Source organism: Pseudomonas sp. DR48 (assembly GCF_019823085.1).
Classification (GTDB): Bacteria; Pseudomonadota; Gammaproteobacteria; order Pseudomonadales; family Pseudomonadaceae; genus Aquipseudomonas.
The window spans coordinates 414,082-433,803 of the sequence record NZ_CP081946.1; the positions used below are offsets into that span (position 1 = coordinate 414,082).

The 19,722-nt window shown below is 58.6% G+C and carries 21 protein-coding genes; 5 read left to right on the forward strand and 16 right to left on the reverse strand.

Going from position 1 to position 19,722, the window contains the following annotated elements:
• Positions 1-10: 10 nt before the first annotated feature.
• The 9 genes from tolQ to K5K95_RS01980 form a co-directional block, all read right to left on the reverse strand.
• On the reverse strand, positions 11-706 hold the full coding sequence (gene tolQ, locus K5K95_RS01940; protein WP_222588171.1) for a protein TolQ: 696 nt from the start codon (positions 704-706) through the stop codon (positions 11-13).
• Complete coding sequence (ybgC, locus tag K5K95_RS01945) at positions 696-1,163, reverse strand: tol-pal system-associated acyl-CoA thioesterase (RefSeq protein WP_222588172.1); 468 nt, start codon at positions 1,161-1,163, stop codon at positions 696-698. The genes tolQ and ybgC overlap by 11 nt, the downstream gene beginning before the upstream one ends.
• Positions 1,164-1,290: 127 nt before the next feature.
• Positions 1,291-2,352 (reverse strand): Holliday junction branch migration DNA helicase RuvB, encoded by a 1,062-nt coding sequence (gene ruvB, locus K5K95_RS01950; protein WP_208669605.1) that lies wholly within the window; start codon positions 2,350-2,352, stop codon positions 1,291-1,293.
• Positions 2,353-2,970, reverse strand: coding sequence for a Holliday junction branch migration protein RuvA (gene ruvA / locus K5K95_RS01955; RefSeq protein ID WP_090187430.1), 618 nt, complete (start codon positions 2,968-2,970; stop codon positions 2,353-2,355).
• 116 nt (positions 2,971-3,086) lie between these two features.
• Positions 3,087-3,611 carry a crossover junction endodeoxyribonuclease RuvC gene (ruvC, locus tag K5K95_RS01960; RefSeq protein WP_208669606.1) on the reverse strand — a complete coding sequence of 175 codons (525 nt, stop codon included), beginning with the start codon at positions 3,609-3,611 and terminating at the stop codon, positions 3,087-3,089.
• Between the two features lie 157 nt (positions 3,612-3,768).
• The gene (locus K5K95_RS01965; protein WP_222588173.1) at positions 3,769-4,515 is read right to left on the reverse strand and encodes a YebC/PmpR family DNA-binding transcriptional regulator; all 747 of its coding nucleotides are present in this window, start codon (positions 4,513-4,515) and stop codon (positions 3,769-3,771) included.
• A 119-nt stretch (positions 4,516-4,634) separates the two neighbouring features.
• Positions 4,635-6,410, reverse strand: coding sequence for an aspartate--tRNA ligase (gene aspS, locus K5K95_RS01970; RefSeq protein ID WP_222588174.1), 1,776 nt, complete (start codon positions 6,408-6,410; stop codon positions 4,635-4,637).
• A 120-nt stretch (positions 6,411-6,530) separates the two neighbouring features.
• Positions 6,531-6,752 (reverse strand): FmdB family zinc ribbon protein, encoded by a 222-nt coding sequence (locus tag K5K95_RS01975; RefSeq protein ID WP_010457489.1) that lies wholly within the window; start codon positions 6,750-6,752, stop codon positions 6,531-6,533.
• 136 nt (positions 6,753-6,888) lie between these two features.
• Positions 6,889-7,227, reverse strand: coding sequence for a ribbon-helix-helix domain-containing protein (locus tag K5K95_RS01980; RefSeq protein ID WP_222588175.1), 339 nt, complete (start codon positions 7,225-7,227; stop codon positions 6,889-6,891).
• Positions 7,228-7,755: 528 nt separating this feature from the next.
• On the opposite strand from K5K95_RS01980, the gene K5K95_RS33370 reads away from it, so the two are divergent.
• Positions 7,756-8,358 carry a cold-shock protein gene (locus K5K95_RS33370; RefSeq protein WP_090187443.1) on the forward strand — a complete coding sequence of 201 codons (603 nt, stop codon included), beginning with the start codon at positions 7,756-7,758 and terminating at the stop codon, positions 8,356-8,358.
• A 62-nt stretch (positions 8,359-8,420) separates the two neighbouring features.
• Here K5K95_RS33370 and K5K95_RS01990 read toward each other — a convergent pair whose 3' ends face one another.
• Positions 8,421-8,627, reverse strand: coding sequence for a SlyX family protein (locus K5K95_RS01990; protein ID WP_222588176.1), 207 nt, complete (start codon positions 8,625-8,627; stop codon positions 8,421-8,423).
• A gap of 3 nt (positions 8,628-8,630) precedes the next feature.
• Complete coding sequence (locus tag K5K95_RS01995) at positions 8,631-9,056, reverse strand: HIT domain-containing protein (protein ID WP_222590267.1); 426 nt, start codon at positions 9,054-9,056, stop codon at positions 8,631-8,633.
• 916 nt (positions 9,057-9,972) lie between these two features.
• Between K5K95_RS01995 and K5K95_RS02000 the strand changes: the two genes are divergently transcribed.
• On the forward strand, positions 9,973-11,301 hold the full coding sequence (locus K5K95_RS02000) for an OprD family porin (protein ID WP_222588177.1): 1,329 nt from the start codon (positions 9,973-9,975) through the stop codon (positions 11,299-11,301).
• Between the two features lie 139 nt (positions 11,302-11,440).
• Here the strand turns inward: K5K95_RS02000 and K5K95_RS02005 are convergent, their stop codons facing one another.
• Both K5K95_RS02005 and K5K95_RS02010 read right to left on the reverse strand, forming a co-directional pair.
• Positions 11,441-12,283, reverse strand: a complete 843-nt coding sequence (locus K5K95_RS02005; RefSeq protein ID WP_090187452.1) for a mechanosensitive ion channel family protein — start codon at positions 12,281-12,283, stop codon at positions 11,441-11,443.
• A 151-nt stretch (positions 12,284-12,434) separates the two neighbouring features.
• Positions 12,435-12,920 carry a YajQ family cyclic di-GMP-binding protein gene (locus K5K95_RS02010; RefSeq protein ID WP_008029244.1) on the reverse strand — a complete coding sequence of 162 codons (486 nt, stop codon included), beginning with the start codon at positions 12,918-12,920 and terminating at the stop codon, positions 12,435-12,437.
• Positions 12,921-13,060: 140 nt separating this feature from the next.
• On the opposite strand from K5K95_RS02010, the gene K5K95_RS02015 reads away from it, so the two are divergent.
• From K5K95_RS02015 to K5K95_RS02025, 3 genes are read left to right on the forward strand one after another with little or no spacing between them, the layout of a single operon-like run.
• Positions 13,061-13,978 (forward strand): putative 2-dehydropantoate 2-reductase, encoded by a 918-nt coding sequence (locus tag K5K95_RS02015; protein WP_222588178.1) that lies wholly within the window; start codon positions 13,061-13,063, stop codon positions 13,976-13,978.
• A gap of 45 nt (positions 13,979-14,023) precedes the next feature.
• A complete protein-coding gene (locus K5K95_RS02020; protein ID WP_222588179.1) occupies positions 14,024-16,060 on the forward strand; it encodes a HAMP domain-containing sensor histidine kinase in 2,037 nt (678 codons plus the stop codon).
• 2 nt (positions 16,061-16,062) lie between these two features.
• Positions 16,063-16,644, forward strand: a complete 582-nt coding sequence (locus K5K95_RS02025) for a cob(I)yrinic acid a,c-diamide adenosyltransferase (protein WP_222588180.1) — start codon at positions 16,063-16,065, stop codon at positions 16,642-16,644.
• Between the two features lie 119 nt (positions 16,645-16,763).
• Here K5K95_RS02025 and K5K95_RS02030 read toward each other — a convergent pair whose 3' ends face one another.
• The 3 genes from K5K95_RS02030 to argJ all read right to left on the reverse strand — a co-directional run bounded on the left by K5K95_RS02030 (position 16,764) and on the right by argJ (position 19,718).
• Positions 16,764-17,708 (reverse strand): Nudix family hydrolase, encoded by a 945-nt coding sequence (locus K5K95_RS02030; protein ID WP_222588181.1) that lies wholly within the window; start codon positions 17,706-17,708, stop codon positions 16,764-16,766.
• Positions 17,705-18,337 (reverse strand): glutathione S-transferase family protein, encoded by a 633-nt coding sequence (locus K5K95_RS02035; RefSeq protein ID WP_222588182.1) that lies wholly within the window; start codon positions 18,335-18,337, stop codon positions 17,705-17,707. Before K5K95_RS02035 ends, K5K95_RS02030 begins: the two co-directional genes overlap by 4 nt.
• A gap of 163 nt (positions 18,338-18,500) precedes the next feature.
• Positions 18,501-19,718, reverse strand: a complete 1,218-nt coding sequence (argJ, locus tag K5K95_RS02040; protein ID WP_090187464.1) for a bifunctional glutamate N-acetyltransferase/amino-acid acetyltransferase ArgJ — start codon at positions 19,716-19,718, stop codon at positions 18,501-18,503.
• Positions 19,719-19,722: the final 4 nt, after the last annotated feature.

Here is a 19,722-nt window from a genome sequence, read left to right on the forward strand (position 1 = left end):
AATTACCTGCTTATTCTTCGCTGGTGTGCACTTTGCGGTGCAGGATCGCCTGGAATTCATCGGCGAAGGTGTAGTAACGGCCCAGCAGGGTTTCGCTGCGAGCAGCAAAACGGTTGTAAGCGATAACGGCCGGAATCGCGGCGAACAGACCGATCGCGGTGGCGACCAGTGCTTCGGCGATACCGGGAGCCACAGTGGCCAGGGTCGCTTGCTGGGCAGTGGCCAGGCCACGGAAGGAGTTCATGATCCCCCAGACAGTACCGAACAGACCGATGTACGGGCTTACGGAACCCACGGTGGCGAGGAACGGCAGGCTCTGCTCAAGCTTTTCTTCTTCGCGGGAGATGGCAACGCGCATGGCACGGGCCACGCCTTCCATGACTGCTTCCGGGTCTACGCCAGGCTGCTGACGCAGACGGGAGAATTCCTTGAAACCGGCACGGAAAATTTGCTCGACGCCGGAATCCGGATCAGGGTTGCTGCCGGCCTGACGGTAGAGTTTGGACAGGTCGATACCGGACCAGAAGCGCTCTTCAAAGCTCTCCAGGGCACGTCGACCGGCACGAATCAAATTGCTGCGCTGAAAAATCATGATCCATGAGGTCACCGATGCGGCTACCAGGATCAGCATTACCAGTTGCACCACGATACTGGCATTGCTGACCAGGCTCCACATGGAGGAATGGTCGACGACGTTAGCTTCCACGCTTTATCTCCTGCTTTGAGTGTGTACCCGCGCCGCTCACGTCGGCAAAGGCCGCACGTAGAGCTTCGGGAATGGCCCGGGGTTTTAAACTTTCAGTGCGCACACAGGCCACCAGAAACTGCCCTTCACAGAGCAGCACATTATCCGTTGCCCGCCTGACCTGCTGTTTGAAGCGCAGGCTGACTCGGTTCAATTCGATTACTTCAGCGCTTACCAGAAGCTCGTCGTCCAGTCGCGCCGGCGCGTGGTAACGCGCTTCGCTGGAGTGCACGACAAACAACAGGTCCTCCCCTGCCAGCGCCGATTGGGCAAAGCCCAGATCCCGGAGCCGCTCGGTTCGAGCCCGTTCCATAAACTTGAGGTAATTGACGTAATACACGATGCCGCCCGCATCGGTGTCCTCGTAATAAACGCGACAACGAAGTGCGAAAGGCTCAAGCCCGTTTTGCGCGCGCATACTCTAGTGCTTACTCCTCAGGTTGCCAATCCGGCCAGGCAACTGTTTTTCATTGATTCGCGGCTTTCTGGCGAAAGCACGGTCCTGAGACCGCGCAAACTCCGAATAAATCAGCGCGCAAAGGTGATTAATCGTCCACGGCATCGAGGAACTCGTCTACCACGGGCATCTCGCCCAATCGTGACGGAATGTTTAAACCGAAATGCAAGTACGCGTGCCGGGTAACAACTCGTCCCCGCGGCGTGCGCATGATATAGCCCTGCTGAATCAGATACGGCTCCAGCACGTCTTCAATGGTGTGGCGTTCTTCGCTGATGGCGGCCGCCAGACTGTCGACCCCGACCGGCCCGCCATCGAACTTCTCGATCATGGTCAACAACAGACGCCGGTCCTGGTGGTCGAAGCCACGCTCGTCGACATCCAGCAGGTTCAACGCCAGATCGGCAATCGGCTTGGTGATGTGGCCCTTGGCACGAACCTCGGCAAAATCGCGCACCCGGCGCAGCAGGCGATTGGCAATCCGCGGAGTACCGCGAGCACGACGGGCGATTTCGAAAGCGCCTTCCGGATCCAGTGGCAAACCGAGAATGGCTGCCGACCGGCTGACAATCGTCGCCAGGTCAGCGGTGCTGTAGAACTCAAGGCGCTGGACGATCCCGAAACGGTCGCGCAACGGGTTGGTCAGCATGCCGGCACGGGTGGTGGCGCCAACCAGGGTGAAAGGCGGCAGATCAAGCTTGATCGAGCGCGCGGCCGGCCCTTCGCCAATCATGATGTCGAGCTGGAAATCTTCCATGGCCGGGTACAGCACTTCCTCGACGATCGGCGACAACCGATGGATTTCGTCGATGAACAACACATCATGTGGCTCAAGGTTGGTCAGCAGCGCGGCCAGATCGCCCGGGCGCTCAAGCACCGGGCCGGAGGTGCTTTTGATCGACACGCCCATTTCCTGGGCGATGATGTTGGCCAGGGTGGTCTTGCCCAGACCCGGGGGGCCGAAAATCAGCGTGTGGTCCAGCGATTCGTTACGCCCGCGAGCCGCCTGGATGAACAACTCCATCTGCTCGCGTACGGTCGGCTGACCAATGTACTCGGCCAGGCTGACAGGACGAATCGCCCGGTCCTGGACTTCCTCGCGGTCGCGAGGGCCAGGCGTGGCGGCAATCAGACGATCAGCTTCAATCACTTAAATCATTCCCTTCAGGGCACGACGAATCATGTCTTCACTGCTCAAGCCTTTCTCCTTGATCGCAGAAATCGCCTTGCTGGCCTCCTGCGGCTTGTAGCCCAGGGAAATCAGCGCGCTGACTGCATCATTTTCGGCGGTGGCGACCGGCGCTGGCGCATCAGGCCCACCCGGCTGGTTCGGCACCAGTGCAAACATGGCCGGTACGGTTTCCCAGGCCTTGAAGCGATCCTTGAGCTCGACCAGCAAACGCTCGGCGGTCTTCTTGCCGACGCCCGGCACCTTGGTCAATGCCGAGGTGTCCTGGGACTGCACGCAACGGACCAACTCGTCGACTTCCAGGCTCGACATCAACGCCAGGGCCAATTTGGGCCCTACACCATTGAGACGGATCAACTCGCGAAAAAAGTCTCGCTCACGTTTGCCATAGAAACCATAGAGTAACTGCGCGTCTTCGCGTACGACCAAATGGGTGTGCAAGGTCAGCGGTTCACCGACCGACGGCAAGCGATAAAGCGTGGTCATGGGCACTTCCAGCTCATACCCCAGACCGTTTACATCCAGAATCAGGTGCGGCGGCTGTTTCTCAGCCAGTGTGCCGCGCAAGCGTCCAATCACGTTTCAGATCCTTGAGCGTTGGCCAGATCAATGACTGGCGACTGACAGAACAAGGGTTTTGCGCCGGCAACACAGGCGCAAAACCCTCATTCCCTAAAAAACGATTGCTGATGCTATCAGAGACGCAGGCGCCCGCCACGACTGCGTGCCGCTCCCAGACCATGCGGCAACAGGCTCGATCGGGTGTGGGCATGGCAAATGGCAATGGCCAGGGCGTCCGAGGCATCGATTTGCGGCTTGCTGGTCAATTTCAGCATGTGCATGACCATCATCTGCACCTGCTCTTTATTCGCCGCCCCCGTGCCAGTCACCGCCTGCTTGACCTGGGTCGCGGTGTACTCGGCGATTTCCAGGCTTTCTTCGGCACCGGCAACAATCGCCGCCCCCCGCGCCTGCCCCAGTTTCAATGCAGAGTCGGCATTGCGCGCCATGAAGACCTTTTCGATCCCCATGGTCACCGGGCCATAGGTCTGAATGACTTCCCGCACACTGCGATAGACGATTTGCAGACGCTCATGCAATTCGCCGGAACCGGTGCGAATGCAGCCCGACGCCACGTACACGCAACCCCGCCCGGTATCGCGTACCACGCCATACCCGGTAATGCGCGAACCAGGGTCGATACCAAGAATTAAAGTCATAACGCCTGCAGTCAAGGATGAGCAGTGTATTCAATGAAGCGAATAACCAATGTGGGAGCGGGCTTGCTCGCGAATACGGTTTTACATTCAGCAACTATGTTGCCTGAAAATCCGCATTCGCGAGCAAGCCCGCTCCCACACTGGATCTTACTCGCCCTTAGCTCAGCTGTGCGGCAACCGATTCCGGAATGTCCGCATTGGAGTAGACGTTCTGTACGTCATCCAGGTCTTCGAGCATGTCGATCAGCTTGAGCACCTTCTCGGCGCCTTCCAGATCCAGTTCGGCGCTGGTGGTCGGCAACATCACGATTTCGGCGTCATCACCTTTGAAACCGGCGGCTTCCAGCGCATTTCGCACGGAGTAGAAACCGGCGAACGAGGTGAACACGTCGATCGAGCCGTCTTCGTTGGTTACCACGTCATCGGCGTCGGCTTCCATGGCCGCTTCCATCAAGGCATCTTCATCGACGCCCGGCGCGAAGGAGATCTGCCCCTTGCGCTCGAACAGATACGCCACCGACCCGTCAGTCCCCAGGTTGCCGCCGCACTTGCTGAAGGCATGGCGCACGGCAGCTGCGGTGCGATTACGGTTATCGGTCATGCACTCGACCATCACCGCCACGCCGCCCGGGCCGTAGCCTTCGTAGGTCAGTTCGACCATGTCGTCGGTGTCGGCAGCGCCAGCACCGCGGGCCACCGCGCGATCGATGATGTCGCGGCTCATATTCGCGCCCAGCGCCTTGTCCAGTGCCAGACGCAGACGTGGGTTGGAGCCCGGATCACCACCGCCCTGACGGGCAGCAACGGTCAGCTCACGAATCCACTTGGTGAAAATCTTGCCCTTCTTGGCATCCTGACGTTCTTTGCGGTGCTTGATGTTCGCCCACTTGGAATGACCCGCCATATCTCGCTCCGAATTCTCTTTGAAACATTGCCCGCCGCGTATTCACGCTGGCCAGCAAGAAAAAAATCTCGACCTGTAAAAAAGGCGCATCCCATAAGGATGCGCCTTCAGGGTCCGTCTTACTCTGCTTTTGGCGTTTCGCGCAGACGAATGTGCAATTCGCGCAATGCCTTGGCATCTACAGCACCCGGAGCCTGAGTCATGACGTCAGCCGCGCTCTGGGTTTTCGGGAAAGCGATCACTTCACGGATCGACTGGGCGCCAGTCATCAGCATGACCAGACGGTCCAGACCGAAGGCCAGGCCACCGTGCGGCGGCGCGCCGTACTTGAGGGCATCGAGCAGGAAGCCGAATTTCTCTTCCTGTTCTGCTTCATTGATACCCAGCAGGCGGAATACCGTCTGCTGCATTTCCTTGCGGTGAATACGGATCGAACCGCCACCCAGCTCGGTGCCGTTCAGGACCATGTCGTAGGCACGGGACAGAGCGGTCGCCGGGTTGGCTTCCAGTTCTTCCGGTGTGCACTTCGGCGCGGTGAACGGGTGGTGCAAGGCAGTGAAGCTGCCGTCGTCGTTCTCTTCGAACATCGGGAAGTCGACGACCCACATTGGCGCCCACTTGCAGGTCAGCAGGTCCAGGTCGTTACCGACTTTGATCCGCAGCGCACCCAGGGCTTCGCTGACGATCTTGGCCTTGTCGGCACCGAAGAACACGATGTCGCCGTCAACCGCGCCAACGCGATCGAGGATCACATTGAGGTTGGCTTCAGGGATGTTCTTGACGATTGGCGACTGCAGCCCCTCGACGCCCTTCGCACGTTCGTTGACCTTGATGTACGCCAGGCCCTTGGCACCGTAGATGCCGACGAACTTGGTGTAATCGTCGATCTGCTTGCGCGGCATGCTCGCTGCACCCGGGACGCGCAAGGCGGCGACACGGCATTTCGGATCGTTGGCAGGACCGCTGAAGACCTTGAAGTCGACTTCTTTGAGCTGGTCGGCAACATCCACCAGTTCCAGCGGGTTACGCAGGTCTGGCTTGTCGGAACCGTAGCGGCGCATGGCTTCTTCGAAAGTCATGTGCGGGAACTCGCCGAATTCCAGATTCAGCACTTCCTTGAACAGGTTGCGGATCATGCCTTCGGTCAGGCCCATGATGTCTTTTTCATCGAGGAAGCTGGTCTCGATGTCGATCTGGGTGAATTCCGGCTGGCGGTCAGCGCGAAGGTCTTCGTCACGGAAGCACTTGGCGATCTGGTAGTAACGGTCGAAGCCAGCCACCATCAGCAGTTGCTTGAACAGCTGCGGCGATTGCGGCAAGGCGAAGAACGAACCGGCGTGAGTGCGGCTTGGCACCAGATAGTCACGCGCGCCTTCAGGGGTCGCACGGGTCAGGATCGGCGTCTCGACATCGAGGAAGCCGTTCTCGTCCAGGTAACGACGGATGCTGGTGGTCATGCGCGAACGCAGGCGCAGCTTCTCGGCCATTTCAGGGCGACGCAGGTCGAGGAAGCGATAACGCAGACGGGTTTCTTCACCCACGTCCGAGTACTCGTTCAGCGGGAACGGCGGGGTTTCCGACTCGTTCAGCACTTCCAGCTCGTAGCCCAGGACTTCGATCATGCCCGACGCCATGTTGGCGTTGGTTGCACCGGCCGGACGCAGGCGTACCTTGCCGGTGATCTTCACGACGTACTCGCTGCGCACGCGATCGGCGGCGGCGAAGCTCTCGGCGCGGTCCGGATCGAACACCACCTGGGCCAGACCATCACGATCACGGATATCGAGGAAAATCACCCCACCGTGGTCACGGCGACGGTGAACCCATCCGCAAAGGGTAATTTCCTGGCCTTCCAGGCTTTCGTTCAGTTGGCCGCAATAATGGCTGCGCATCATGGTAGTGGTTTCACTTCTCGTAATTCGAAATTCGGTTGGAGACCTTGTTCACCCGGCGCTTGAATAAGGCGCCCGATTTGCCAGGAACTCGCACGTGTCGTTCAACTCAGGCCCTAGACCCTAGTCAGCTTTGTCGCCGCCGGCCAGGTTCTTCTTCGAACCGGTCTTGAAATCGGTTTCGTACCAACCGGTGCCGCTAAGGCGGAAGCCCGGCATGGACAGCATCTTTTTAAGCTCTGGCGCCTGGCAGGCAGGGCAGTCGACCAGCGGTGCTGCGCTGATCTTTTGAATGGCTTCCAACTGATGACCACAGGAAGCACATTGATAGTCGTACATCGGCATGGGGGTTGTCTCGGCGATCAGGTTGCTACCGCGCACGCTGGGTTTTGCGGCAAAGCGCGGGATTATATCCATTAAATGCAGCCTGTGCAGCCGTAAGACTGCACAGACCGACACTCTGCCCGATCCACCGCAGTGGCTAGGGCATTGCGACGCAGCCACCCTCCTTCAGGCTGCGCACCACACAGACAACCCGCACCAGCCCGGTGAAGTTCCTGACGCCACCGTGACGCAGGTGCACCTCGCGGTCTACATGCGACAACAACGCACTGACCGAGCAGCTATTGACCTTGGCCATATCACCCAAAATATCCCAGTACACCTGTTCAAGCCGCAAACAGGTGGCAAAACCATTCAAGCGCACCGAGCGGGATAACGGCTGGGCCAGCCCCATATCAAATTCGCTGACAAACGGATCAACCCTTATTTCCTTGATCGGGCCTCCCTTCCCTTCGCCTAGCCTGTCTTCGTACACCATATCGTTGACACTCCTTTGCCATCGTTGCCTTCTGTAAGAGCACTGTCGGTCGCCTTATAAAAGCGCAGGCGCAAAGGGATATCCAGATGACTTTATGACCATCGACGTAGGATAAGCCAACAGGTGAAGAGCGATCATGGAGACCGTCCTAGGCCGGCCGTTTTCCTACACGGCCAGGCGAATTTTGAGGGAGGCAAAACAGATTTTGCGAAGCGCAAGGCAACACGCGAACAGGATTGACGATTTTCTTCACCCACACATCGCAGCGGCAGAACCACCCGGAAAGCCTGCAACTACCTCGCGGTCTTCACCGCCTGAGTCAAATCGCCCTTCAGAACACCGCCGGACCGCCTGATTTGAGTAGCTGCAGGCTTTGCTGTTAAATAGGCAGTGTGTCGCTACCGCCTATTTTCCGGGGGTTGCGCATAGGCTGGTACCGGGTACGTGTCCAACGCCTCTTATTGTTCTGAAGCGAACCGTGCTCCATCAGCTCTTCCTTGTGATCCGTCTTAACGTGAGTTAATCAAAATGTTGAAAATCGTTCACCTGCTAACGGGCGCAGCAGCTTTGCTGTTGTCCTTCATACCCAGCCTGCAACCCGAAGCTGCTCCTTACCTGCAACAACCCGCTGCGCTGTACCTGGCCTTTTTCGGCCTGCTCAACCTCACCCTTGCTCCCGTGATTCCTTACTGGAACAAAGGCCCACGTCATCAACTGCAAAACCTGGTCAGCGCCCTGCTGGTCCTGGCCGTCGTCCTGCAAACCGTTTCGCTGATCGCGAAAATGCCGGACATCGCCGGTCAACCTGCCGTTCTGTTCAGCCTGCTGGCCGCCCTGATCGCCGTTCTCCTGCACCTGGCCATCAGTTTCTACAAATCTTCACCGGCCGCCGCCTCGCCAAGCTATGACATGAGCAACCGCGATACCGGCACCGTCAAGTGGTTCAACACCTCTAAAGGCTTCGGCTTTATTTCCCGTGACTCCGGCGATGATATTTTCGTGCATTTCCGGGCGATTCGTGGCGAAGGTCACCGTGTTCTGGTCGAAGGCCAGCGCGTGGAGTTTTCCGTGATGAATCGTGACAAAGGTCTGCAAGCCGAAGATGTGATCGCCGCACTGCCGCGCCGCTGATTCCAGGGCCAAAAAAAACCGCGAACAGCCGAGCTGCTCGCGGTTTTTTATTGCCTGCGGTTTCAATAATGCGGCGGCGGTGTTTCTTCTTCAAAGGTTGCGAACTGGCCAGCCATCTCCTCCTGACGCTTGAGCAGTGCGGCCATCTGCAGTTGCAGGCGCTCAACGGCGCGCTGCTGCGTCGCCAGCACATCACTCAATGACTGGATGGTATCGTCCTGAAAGGCCAGTTGGCTCTCCAGATCGGTAACGCGCTCTTCCAGGCTCATGATTCAACCCTCCAGAAACGTGAAATCTTCGGTTAACAGCAGGCGCAACCGCTCGCGAATCGTCGCGATCTGCTCTGCGCTGTAAGGCACCGATGGGTGTTTACCCCAGACCGGCGCGGGCCAGGCGGCATCTTCTCGCTTGCGCACAATTACATGCATGTGCAACTGACTGACCACATTGCCCAGGGCTGCGACATTCAACTTATCGGCGTCGAACCCATCCTTGAGCAGTTCCGCCAGTGCCGTCGTTTCCTGCCACAGCCGCTGCTGATCGGCGACATCCAACTGAAATATCTCACTGATATCGTCGCGACGCGGCACCAGAATGAACCAGGGGTAATTGGAATCATTGGATAACAGCAACCGGCAAAGCGGGAAATCCCCGATCGGTAGTGTGTCTTGTTGAAGTCGTGGATCTAAAGCGAACACCGCGCGCACTCCCGCCTGGTCATCATTTTTCAGCTTAGTCCGCCTCCAGAGAGGCTGCGCACCAAGCGACAAGACGCCAGCATACCTGTGAAAGCGGCCTGCTTCACGACCAACCACTGCCAACGTCAGGCCACCGAAACGACATTCGGCATGCGAACGCCCTGTCGTGAGACATTTTCTAACACGGCGCACCATCACAGCACCTGTTACGTCAGAATCAGCTCCGAAATGACTGATAAACAATGAAGAGTTTCCAGCCGAGCTGCACCTACACTGTGTGAATTCGGTACAGCAATTGAAATTTTTTGCACCAAAATCGTACAGTGCGTCTACGCTGAGTGCGTCAGGCATCCGCCAATTACTCACTGGTGGGGTGAACCGGTAACGTTTTTGGTTGTCACGCCGTCGAACGAGAGGGTGCAACACGATGCAAACCGAGGCGTCAAGCTTGAACAGCAGGCGCTTGAAGCCCCCGGTTTCATGAGGTTTTTACTGCACCAAGCAGGCCGTCAGAAAAAAATGGCAACAGAATTCTGATTTGTGCACGCTTGTTGCATTCACACCCATATCGCCTTGGTCGCCTCCGCTGGAAGTGGAAGCCTCAAGGCAAATAAAAACAGCGGCAGGGTTGCCCGATGGAGATTCAAACGTTTCACCAGGGACTCTTTTTACCGATGTCCGAGTCTTGGAAAACAACGCTGAAGTTGTCATTCCGCTTGCATCGAGGCTGTAAATTTGCGACATCTACCAAGCTGTTTGCGACAGGGTCGTAAAGAAGCTGAAAGGTTAGATACGCAAGTATCGCCAACATGGTCGGCGTGATATAAGTTTGCGCCGACACAAAAAGAAAGAGCCGCCCAGATAATAAATCAGGTGGGACGGCAGTACTCTTCTAAAACCAAAGGAGCAAATCACGATGCGCGTGATGAAGTGGAGCATGATCGCACTGGCAGTTGCAGCAGCAGCCAGTACTCAGTTGGCAGTAGCCGCACCTTTCGTAAGCGACCAGGCAGAAGCCAAAGGTTTTGTTGAAGACAGCAAACTCGACTTGCTGGTTCGCAACTACTACTACAATCGCAACAAGAAAGACGGCGCAGTCGACGACAAAGACTGGACCCAAGGCATCCAGGGCATGTACAGCTCGGGTTACACTCAAGGTCTGATCGGTGTCGGCGTTGAAGCTTGGGGACAACTGGCCATTAAGCTCGACGGCTCCGACAAATATTCGGGTACCGGCAACATGCCCGTGGGCAAAGATGGCGAAGTCGAAAACAATCAGGGCAAAGCCGGCGCTGCCGCCAAGTTCCGCATCTCCAAGACCGAGCTGAAAATCGGCGACATGCAGCCAAGCACCTCTCCGGTGTTCGCTGTTGGCGGCTCCCGCATCCTTCACCAAACTGCTACCGGTGTCCAACTGCAGAGCAGCGAAGTCAAAGACCTCGACCTCGAAGGCGGTCACTTCACCTCGGCTACCAGCCAGGACAGCAACGCCCGTAACGGCGACCTGTGGGCTACTTACGCTGGCGTGAAAGCCAACTCCATCGACTACGTCGGTGGCAAGTACGGCATTACCCCAGACCTGAGCGTTTCGCTGTACGGTGCCAAGCTCGAAGACATCTGGAACCAGTACTACGCCAACGCGAACTACACCCTCGCACTGGGCGGCGACCAGTCGATCAACTTCGACGGTAACATCTACAACACCCGTGACACTGGTAACGCCAAAGCAGGCGAAATCAACAACACCGCCTACTCGCTCGCTGCTGCTTTCTCGTTCCTGAAAGCGCACACCTTCACCCTGGGCTTCCAGAAAGTGAACGGCGATACCCCGTTCGACTACATCGGTGTGGGTAAAAACAACCGCGGTGGCGACTCGATTTTCCTCGCCAACTCCATCCAGTACTCTGACTTCAACGCCCCTGGCGAGAAGTCGGTACAAGCCCGTTACGACCTGAAAATGGCCGAATACGGCGTACCTGGTCTGAGCTTCATGACCCGTTACGTGAAAGGTTGGGACATCGACGGTACCAACACTCCAGCAGGTAGCGCTTACGCTGGCCTGTACGGTGCCGATGGCAAACACCACGAAACCAACCTGGAAGCCAAATACGTCGTTCAAACAGGTCCAGCGAAAGACCTGTCCTTCCGTATCCGTCAAGCATGGCACCGCGCCAATGCTGACGAAGGCGAAGGCAGCATCGACGAGTTCCGCCTGATCGTTGACTACCCACTGTCGATCTTGTAATCGCAGTTGGTTAGTTAGTAAGCATAAAAAAGGCCCATCTTCGGATGGGCCTTTTTCATTGGCTACAAACAATGTGTCAAACGATCAAATCCGTGAGAAACATGCCTGACCAAAGAGTCAGGCGCTGATCAAAAAACAATCACTGCACTGCAGATTCCTGTACCACACGAATCACCCGCTGTGGAAACGGAATATCGATACCCGCTGTTTTCAAACGATCCCGGGACTGTTCGTTGAACATGAACATCACATCCCAATAATCCGCTGTCTTCACCCATACGCGCAGAGAAACAGTAATCGAACTGTCACCCAAGGTAGAAATGACTGCTTGTGGAGCCGGGTCAGTCAGTACACGTGGATCGTTGGCCAGTTCCAGTAACACTTCACGGGCCTTCTGCAAGTCCGCTTCGTAGTCCACGCCTACATCAAACACAACTTTGCGAGTCGGCTGGCGATTTGTGTTGGTAATGATACCGTTCGACAAGTTGCCGTTCGGCACGATGATGGTTTTGTTGTCGCCAGTGCGCAACACGGTGTGGAAGATCTGGATACTGTCGACCGTACCGGCAACGCCTTGGGCTTCAATCCAGTCACCAATACGAAACGGACGGAACAGCAGAATCAGCACACCGCCGGCGAAGTTTGCCAGGCTGCCCTGCAAAGCCAGACCGATGGCCAGACCCGCCGCACCGATGGCCGCAACGAACGACGTGGTTTCGACGCCGATCATCGATGCCACGCTGACGATCAATAACACCTTGAGAATGATGTTCGCCAGGCTGCTGATGAAACCTTGCAGCGCGAGGTCGGCGTTACGCAGTGCCAGCAGGCCACCAAGCTTTTGCGCCACTTTGTTGATCAACCACCAGCCGATGGCCAGGGTGATTACCGCTAGCAACACGCGGCTGCCGTATTCCATGATCATCGGAATCCAGGCTTGGGATGCCTTGACCAGGTTGTCCACTTCAGTATTCAAATCCATCTTCTTTCTCCTGATTTCCGGCTACCCGGCACGCGAAAATACTGCGGCGATAGCGACTTGCTCGCGAAAGCGGTGCGTCGTTCAACAGTAAAGTCGACGGATACCCCCCTCCTCGCGAGCAAGCCGGCTCTCACAAGTTCTGCCTTGTGGGTCAGTCGCGGAAGTTGTTGAACTGCAGCGGCATGTCGAAAGTTTTGGCACGCAGGGCCGCGATGGCTTCCTGCAAATCGTCACGCTTCTTGCCGGTGATGCGCACTTGCTCACCCTGAATGGCTGCCTGGACCTTGAGCTTGGCGTCCTTGACGTGAGCGACGATTTTCTTCGCCAGCTCTTTGTCGATGCCTTCCTTGAGGACCGCTTCCTGCTTCATCAGCTTGCCCGACGCATAGGCGTCTTTGACTTCAAGGCACTGCACATCGATCTTGCGCTTGACCAGGGCCAGCTTGAGGATCTCGATCATTGCCTCGAGCTGGAAGTCCGCTTCAGCGGTCAGGTTGACGGTCAGCTCCTTTTCCTTGAACTCGAAGGTGCCTTTGCCTTTCAGGTCATAACGACGATCGAGTTCCTTGACGGCGTTCTCGACCGCGTTGGTGACTTCGTGTTTGTCCAGTTCGGATACCACGTCGAACGACGGCATGTAATCTCTCCAGTAAAAAGGCGCGCTCGATAGCGATGGCGCGCGCTTGGCTTGCGGTTAAAATCGGGCTCATTATAACGGGTCTTTTCCAACCGATACTGTGAGCCTCACATGCCTGCGCCAAACCGAGCAAAAAGCTGATGTCGACCACTTGGCATGTTCTGGGCGCCGGCAGTCTCGGTACCTTGTGGGCCACGCGCCTGGCCCGGGCCGGGGTGCCGGTCAGATTGATTGTGCGCGACGAGCAGCGATTGCAGGCCTATCAGGCCGCCGGCGGGTTGACGCTGGTTGAGCATGGCGAAGCCCACACCTATGAAATCCCCGGTGAAACTGCGCACAGCGAGGAACCGATCAGCCGCTTGCTGGTGGCCTGTAAAGCTTACGACGCCGAGAGCGCCATCGCCCAACTGGCGCCGCGCCTGACGTCTGATGCCGAGTTGATCCTGTTGCAAAACGGCCTCGGCAGCCAGGATGCCGTTGCCGCGCAGGTCCCGCAGGCGCGCTGCGTGTTCGCATCGAGTACCGAAGGCGCGTTTCGCGACGGCGATTGGCGTGTAGTGTTCGCCGGTCATGGTTACACCTGGCTGGGCGACGCCGGCCATCCGGTGGCGCCAATCTGGCTGGATGACCTGACTGCCGCCGGCATTCCCCACGAATGGAGCACCGACATCCTGACCCGGCTATGGCGAAAGCTGGCGCTCAACTGTGCGATCAACCCCCTGACGGTGCTGCACGACTGCCGCAATGGTGGTTTACAGGAGCATCACTGCGAAGTCGCCACCCTGTGCAGCGAGCTGACTGATTTGCTGGAGCGTTGCGGTCAGCCTGCAGCGGCGCAAGACCTTCAACAGGAAGTTGAACGAGTAATCCACGCCACGGCGGCCAATTACTCCTCGATGCACCAGGACGTCGCCAATCAGCGACGGACCGAAATCAGCTACCTGTTGGGCTATGTCTGCAAAGTGGCGGCGCGGCACCAGTTGAACCTCCCCCACCTCAATCAATTGCAACAGCGACTGATTGCGCATCTGCGCAGCCTTGGATTGCCCAGCGACTGAGCAGCGGCTACGCTGGCCACTTGTTCCTTTTCAGCGATGAACCTGATGCCATTGCGCCAGCGCCTCGAAAACCTTCCCGTCGGCCAGAAACTGCTGGCCGCCCTGCTGGTGTTGTTGGTCACCATCCTGCTGGTCGCCAACCTGACCTTTATCAGTGCCGCGTACTACATCTCCCAGGAAAGCATGGCCCCCCAGGCGCTGCAAACCATTGGCCGACTGGTGTCCAATCCGAGTCTGGTGGCCGATGCCTTGAAGTCGCCGGAGAATGCCGAACGCCTGCTCAACGAGCTCAACAGTTATTCACCGCTGCGGGCCGCCGCGCTTTATGACGGCAAGGGTGAGCGTTTAGCGCAACTGCAGCATGGCGACAGGCTGAACCTGCCGGATCGCTACCGGCACATCGAAGCCTGGCAAGCCACCGAGTTTCGCAGCAATCAAGTGATTACCCTGCCCCGCCCCGGCACCGCGCCAGGGCACCTTTTGTTGGTGGCCAGCAGCGAATTGCCGGTGGCGTTCTACACCGGGACCCTGACCGCCAGTCTCGGCATCCTGATTTTCAGTGTGCTGTTGTGGCTGGTGATCGCCCGCCAGATCAAACGCCTGATTACCCGACCGATCCATCAACTTGAAGAGTTGTCACGGCAAGTGACCCGCGAAGAGAACTACGCCCTGCGCGCCTCTCGCGGCAACCACGACGAAATCGGCAGCCTCGCCGAAGCGTTCAACACCATGCTCTCGCGCATCGAAGCCCGGGAGCAGCAGCTCAAGCGTGCCCGGGATGACTCCCAGGCAGCTTACGATCAGGCCCAGGGGCTTGCTGAAGAAACCCGCCACACCAATCGCAAACTGGAACTGGAAGTCCAGGTGCGCAGCAAGATCGAGAAAAAGCTCACGGGCTTCCAGAACTACCTCAACAGCATCATCGACTCGATGCCGTCGGCCTTGATCGCCCTCGACGAGCAGCTTTACGTGACCCAATGGAATCAGGAGGCCAGCGCTTTGTCTGGCACGCGCCTGGACGAAGCGTTGAACCAGCCGATCTTCCTCGCCTTCGAGCCATTGAAACCGTTTCTGCCGCAACTCAAGCAAACCGTTGAACAACACACGGTGGCCAAGATCGAGCGCGTGACCTGGTTCAAGGACGACGAACCCAAGCATTACGCCCTGACGTTCTACCCGCTGATGGGCGGCGCGGGGCGCGGCGTGGTGATTCGTATCGACGACATCACCCAGCGCCTGTCCCTGGAAGAAATGATGGTGCAGTCGGAAAAAATGCTCTCGGTCGGCGGCCTCGCCGCCGGCATGGCCCACGAGATCAACAACCCCTTGGGCGCGATCCTGCATAACGTGCAGAACATCCGCCGACGCCTGTCGCCTGATCTGCCAAAGAACCTCGAGCAAGCCGAGCAAATCGGTATCCCGCTGGAAACGGTCAACAAATACCTGCAAGCGCGGGAAGTGCCACAGTTGCTGGACGGCATTCAACAGGCCGGTGCCCGAGCGGCAAAGATCGTCACCCACATGCTCAGTTTCAGTCGCCGCAGCACCCGGCAAATGGCCCCGTGCGACCTGCCGGCGTTGATCGATCAAGCGGTGGAAATCGCCGGCAACGACTTCGACCTGGCCATCGGCTTCGACTTCAAGGGCCAGGCAATCATTCGCCAGTTCGACCCGGCGCTGGGGCCGGTGCCCGGCACCGCAAACGAACTGGAGCAGGTGCTGCTCAACCTGCTTAAAAACGCTGCCCAGGCCATTCACCAGCGTGAAGACGACAGCGAACCCGGGCGGATCATCCTGCGCACCAAACTGAATCCGCCGTGGGCCGAGATCCAGGTCGAAGACAACGGCATCGGCATGAGCGAGAGCGTGCGCAAACGCACCTTCGAGCCGTTCTTCACCACCAAGGAAATCGGCCAGGGCACCGGCCTTGGCCTGTCGGTCTCGTATTTCATCATCACCAACAACCACAAGGGACAGATGGAGGTGCAATCGACGCCGGGCCAAGGCACCTGCTTCACCTTGCGCCTGCCGCTGGCGGGCACCCCAGTGATCTCACAAGAACTCAATCAGCTATCGAGGTAACCATGGGCTTTCGCCTGTCGAAAATTTACACCCGCACCGGTGACAAAGGCGAAACCGGGCTGGGCGATGGCCGCCGCGTACCCAAGGACCATCCGCGGATCGAAGCCATTGGCGAAGTCGATACGCTGAACAGTCAGGTGGGTGTGCTGTTGGCCGGGCTGACGACTGAAAGTGCCACGTATCCGGGATTGAACGAAGTCATCGAGGTCTTGGCGCCTTGCCAGCATCGTTTGTTCGATCTGGGGGGTGAACTGGCGATGCCAGTTTATCAGGCGTTGAATACGGCGGAAATCGAACGGCTGGAAGCGGCGATCGATGTGTGGAACGAAGAGTTGGGACCGCTGGAGAATTTCATTCTGCCAGGCGGTTCGGCGCTGATTGCCCAGGCCCATGTCTGCCGAAGTCTGGCGCGCAGTGCGGAGCGACGGTGTCAGCAGCTGAATGCGATTGAACCGTTGGCCGGGGTTGGGCTGGCGTACATCAATCGGTTGTCGGATTTGTTGTTTGTGATGGCAAGGGTAATCGCCAAGCGACAGGGGATTGCCGAGATTTTGTGGCAGCCGGCGGCTAAACCTCAGGAATAATCGGCATATTCAAGGACGCTATCGCGAGCAGGCTCGCTCCCACAGTGAATTGCGGTGTACACCAAACCAATGTGGGAGCGAGCCTGCTCGCGATGAGGCCAGTGGCCTCACCGCAATAATCAAGCCTCAGGCCAGAACGCCCGAATCCCCGCCACGCCCTGCGCTCCAACTTCCCAGGCCTTCTGTCGTTCGGCCGGGCCGACGCCGCCAAGCAAGAACACCGGCCTGCTGAAACCCTCGATCAACGCCGAAGCCTGCTCCCAACCCAACGGCTGCGCATCTGGATGCGTCTGGGTCGGCTGCACCGGCGACAGGGTCACAAAGTCCACGCCCATCTCTTCGGCCAGCGCCAACTCTTCAGCGTTGTGGCAAGACGCCGCCAACCAGCGCGACGCCGGCAACGGACGCCCCGCTGCTGCGTATTTGCGCAATTGCGCAGCGGTGATGTGCCAACCGGCCGACGGGAAGTCGCCCAACCATTCGAACGGCCCTTTGATCATCAACTGCGCCTTGCCGGCACACAGCCCCGCCGCATCCACGGCCAGATCGCGGTATTTCGGGTCGTAGCCGTTAGGCGCACGCAGCTGGATCAGTTTGATACCGCCGGCGATGGCTTTCTGAATACCGCGCAGCAAGGCCGGGGTTTCCAGGTCGTCCGGGGTAATCAAGTATTCGGCGGGCAAGCGTGCCGCCGCGACGATTGGCCGGTTGGCCGCCGGGAATTCGTAACTCAGCAGGTCGCGCTGGGTCACCCACTCCAAAGGCTGGCCTTCGGCGCCATGGGGTTCGCCGGTAAAGGCCGAGACTTCCCAAACGTCCAGCAACACCTGCTTGTCCGGGTAATCGTGGCGAACCTTGATCAACGGTCGCGCGGTGTTGACGACAATGCCCAGCTCTTCATGAAGCTCGCGAGCCAGAGCGGTTTCGACGGATTCGTCGTCCTCGACCTTGCCGCCCGGGAACTCCCACAAACCGCCCTGGTGCTGGGTGTCGGCGCGGCGTGCGATCAGGATCTTGCCACTGCTGTCACGGATAACGGCGGCGGCTACGTGTACTCGTTTCACTGTCCAACCTCCTCCAGACCTGCCTTCTGCCAGGCCTTGAACGCCGGCCACTGGTAAAGGGTTTCGACATAGGCCTCGTCCACGGCAGGCAATTTCACCTGATAGGTGCGCAGGCGCACGGCAATCGGTGCGAAGAACACATCTGCCAGGGTCGCGCTACCAAACAGGAACGGGCCCGTTTCAGTCGACGCCGCTCGGCATTCGGCCCACAACGCCAGCATGCGCTCGATGTCCGCTTGAACGTCAGCGGGCGTCGGCGATAAAGGGGCGTCGTGGCTCAGGTCGAACGGCATGTTGCCGCGCATGGCAAAAAACCCGGCGTGCATCTGCGCACAGGCCGAACGCGCCTGGGCACGGGCCGCGGTGTCTTTGGGCCAGAGGCCGGCGTCGGGGAATTGCTCGGCCAGGTATTCGGCAATCGCCAGGGAGTCAGCGATGGTGCCGTGTTCGGTTTTCAACAACGGAACCTTGCCGGTCGGCGAGTGCTTGAGCAGCCGTTCGCGGGTGTCCGGTTTGCCCAGTTTGATCAGCTCTTCGGTGTAGGGAGCGCCGGTGAGGTCAAGGGCCAGTGCGCCGCGAAGGGACCAGGAGGAATGCAGTTTGTCGCCGATGATCAGGTGGAGGCTCATGTTCGGGACCTTTTGAGAAGGGTAATGTCCGGACTCTTTAGTGTCTGGTCGGCCGCCTTCGCGAGCAAGCCCGCTCCCACATTCGATCGCATTTCTCCTGAGAGAACTCGGTTAAATGTGGGAGCGGGCTTGCTCGCGAATGGAGCGCCTCGGCGTAGCAGTATTAAGTACGGTACTCGGCGTTGATCTTCACGTATTCGTGGGACAGGTCGGTGGTCCAGATGGTTTCGCTGCAATCGCCGCGACCCAACTCGATCCGGATGGTGATTTCTTCCTGTTGCATCACCGCCGCGCCCTGGGCTTCGGTGTAGGTCGCAGCGCGGGCGCCACGGCTGGCGATGCACACTTCGCCGAGGAATACGTCTATCTTGCTCACGTCCAGATTCGGCACGCCGGCACGACCGACGGCGGCCAGAATGCGGCCCCAGTTCGGGTCGGAGGCAAACAGAGCAGTCTTGATCAGCGGCGAGTGGGCCACGGTGTATGCAACGTCCAGGCACTCTTGATGATTGCCGCCGCCGTTGACTTCAACGGTGACGAACTTGGTCGCGCCTTCGCCGTCGCGAACGATGGCCTGGGCCACGTCCATGCACACTTCGAACACAGCCTGCTTGAGCTTGGCGAACAATTCACCGTTGGACGAAGTGATTTCCGGCAGCGCCGCCTGACCGGTGGCGATCAGCATGCAGCAGTCGTTGGTCGACGTGTCGCCGTCGATGGTGATGCGGTTGAACGACTTGTTGGCGCCATCCAGCAACAGGTTCTGCAGCACATCACGGGAGACTTTGGCGTCGGTGGCGATGTAGCCGAGCATGGTCGCCATGTTCGGGCGAATCATCCCCGCGCCTTTGCTGATACCGGTGACGGTGATGGTCACGCCGTCATGCTGGAACTGACGGCTCGCGCCTTTTGGCAACGTGTCAGTGGTCATGATGCCGGTGGCGGCCGCTTCCCAGTTGTTGACCGAAAGATCATCCAGGGCAGCCTGCAAGGCGCCTTCGATTTTCTCGACCGGCAGCGGCTCGCCGATGACACCGGTGGAGTACGGCAGCACCAGGCTTGCATCGACGCCAGTCAGTTCAGCCAGCTTGGCGCAGGTGCGCTCGGCGGCAGCCAGGCCTGGCTCGCCAGTACCGGCGTTGGCATTGCCGGTGTTGGTCAGTAGATAACGCACCGGGCCTTGCACACGCTGCTTGGCCAGAATCACCGGAGCGGCGCAAAAGGCGTTCAGGGTGAACACGCCTGCGACCGTGGAACCTTCGGCGCAGCGCATGACCACAACATCCTTGCGCCCCGGGCGCTTGATGCCGGCCGAGGCGATACCGAGTTCAAAACCGGCAACCGGGTGCAACGTTGGCAAAGGACCAAGACCAACAGCCATGAAT

What these genes read in the sequence shown, in the direction of transcription:
- K5K95_RS02020 (WP_222588179.1), top strand. Translation starts at nt 14,024, where the DNA reads ATGCCATTGCGCCAGCGCCTCGAAAACCTTCCCGTCGGCCAGAAACTG.
- K5K95_RS33370 (WP_090187443.1), top strand. Translation starts at nt 7,756, where the DNA reads ATGTTGAAAATCGTTCACCTGCTAACGGGCGCAGCAGCTTTGCTGTTG.
- K5K95_RS01980 (WP_222588175.1), bottom strand. Translation starts at nt 7,227, where the DNA reads ATGGTGTACGAAGACAGGCTAGGCGAAGGGAAGGGAGGCCCGATCAAG.
- K5K95_RS02025 (WP_222588180.1), top strand. Translation starts at nt 16,063, where the DNA reads ATGGGCTTTCGCCTGTCGAAAATTTACACCCGCACCGGTGACAAAGGC.
- K5K95_RS01965 (WP_222588173.1), bottom strand. Translation starts at nt 4,515, where the DNA reads ATGGCGGGTCATTCCAAGTGGGCGAACATCAAGCACCGCAAAGAACGT.
- K5K95_RS02010 (WP_008029244.1), bottom strand. Translation starts at nt 12,920, where the DNA reads ATGCCGTCGTTCGACGTGGTATCCGAACTGGACAAACACGAAGTCACC.
- K5K95_RS02035 (WP_222588182.1), bottom strand. Translation starts at nt 18,337, where the DNA reads ATGAGCCTCCACCTGATCATCGGCGACAAACTGCATTCCTCCTGGTCC.
- aspS (WP_222588174.1), bottom strand. Translation starts at nt 6,410, where the DNA reads ATGATGCGCAGCCATTATTGCGGCCAACTGAACGAAAGCCTGGAAGGC.
- argJ (WP_090187464.1), bottom strand. Translation starts at nt 19,718, where the DNA reads ATGGCTGTTGGTCTTGGTCCTTTGCCAACGTTGCACCCGGTTGCCGGT.
- K5K95_RS01975 (WP_010457489.1), bottom strand. Translation starts at nt 6,752, where the DNA reads ATGCCGATGTACGACTATCAATGTGCTTCCTGTGGTCATCAGTTGGAA.
- K5K95_RS01990 (WP_222588176.1), bottom strand. Translation starts at nt 8,627, where the DNA reads ATGAGCCTGGAAGAGCGCGTTACCGATCTGGAGAGCCAACTGGCCTTT.
- ruvC (WP_208669606.1), bottom strand. Translation starts at nt 3,611, where the DNA reads ATGACTTTAATTCTTGGTATCGACCCTGGTTCGCGCATTACCGGGTAT.
- K5K95_RS02005 (WP_090187452.1), bottom strand. Translation starts at nt 12,283, where the DNA reads ATGGATTTGAATACTGAAGTGGACAACCTGGTCAAGGCATCCCAAGCC.
- K5K95_RS02000 (WP_222588177.1), top strand. Translation starts at nt 9,973, where the DNA reads ATGCGCGTGATGAAGTGGAGCATGATCGCACTGGCAGTTGCAGCAGCA.
- K5K95_RS02015 (WP_222588178.1), top strand. Translation starts at nt 13,061, where the DNA reads ATGTCGACCACTTGGCATGTTCTGGGCGCCGGCAGTCTCGGTACCTTG.
- ybgC (WP_222588172.1), bottom strand. Translation starts at nt 1,163, where the DNA reads ATGCGCGCGCAAAACGGGCTTGAGCCTTTCGCACTTCGTTGTCGCGTT.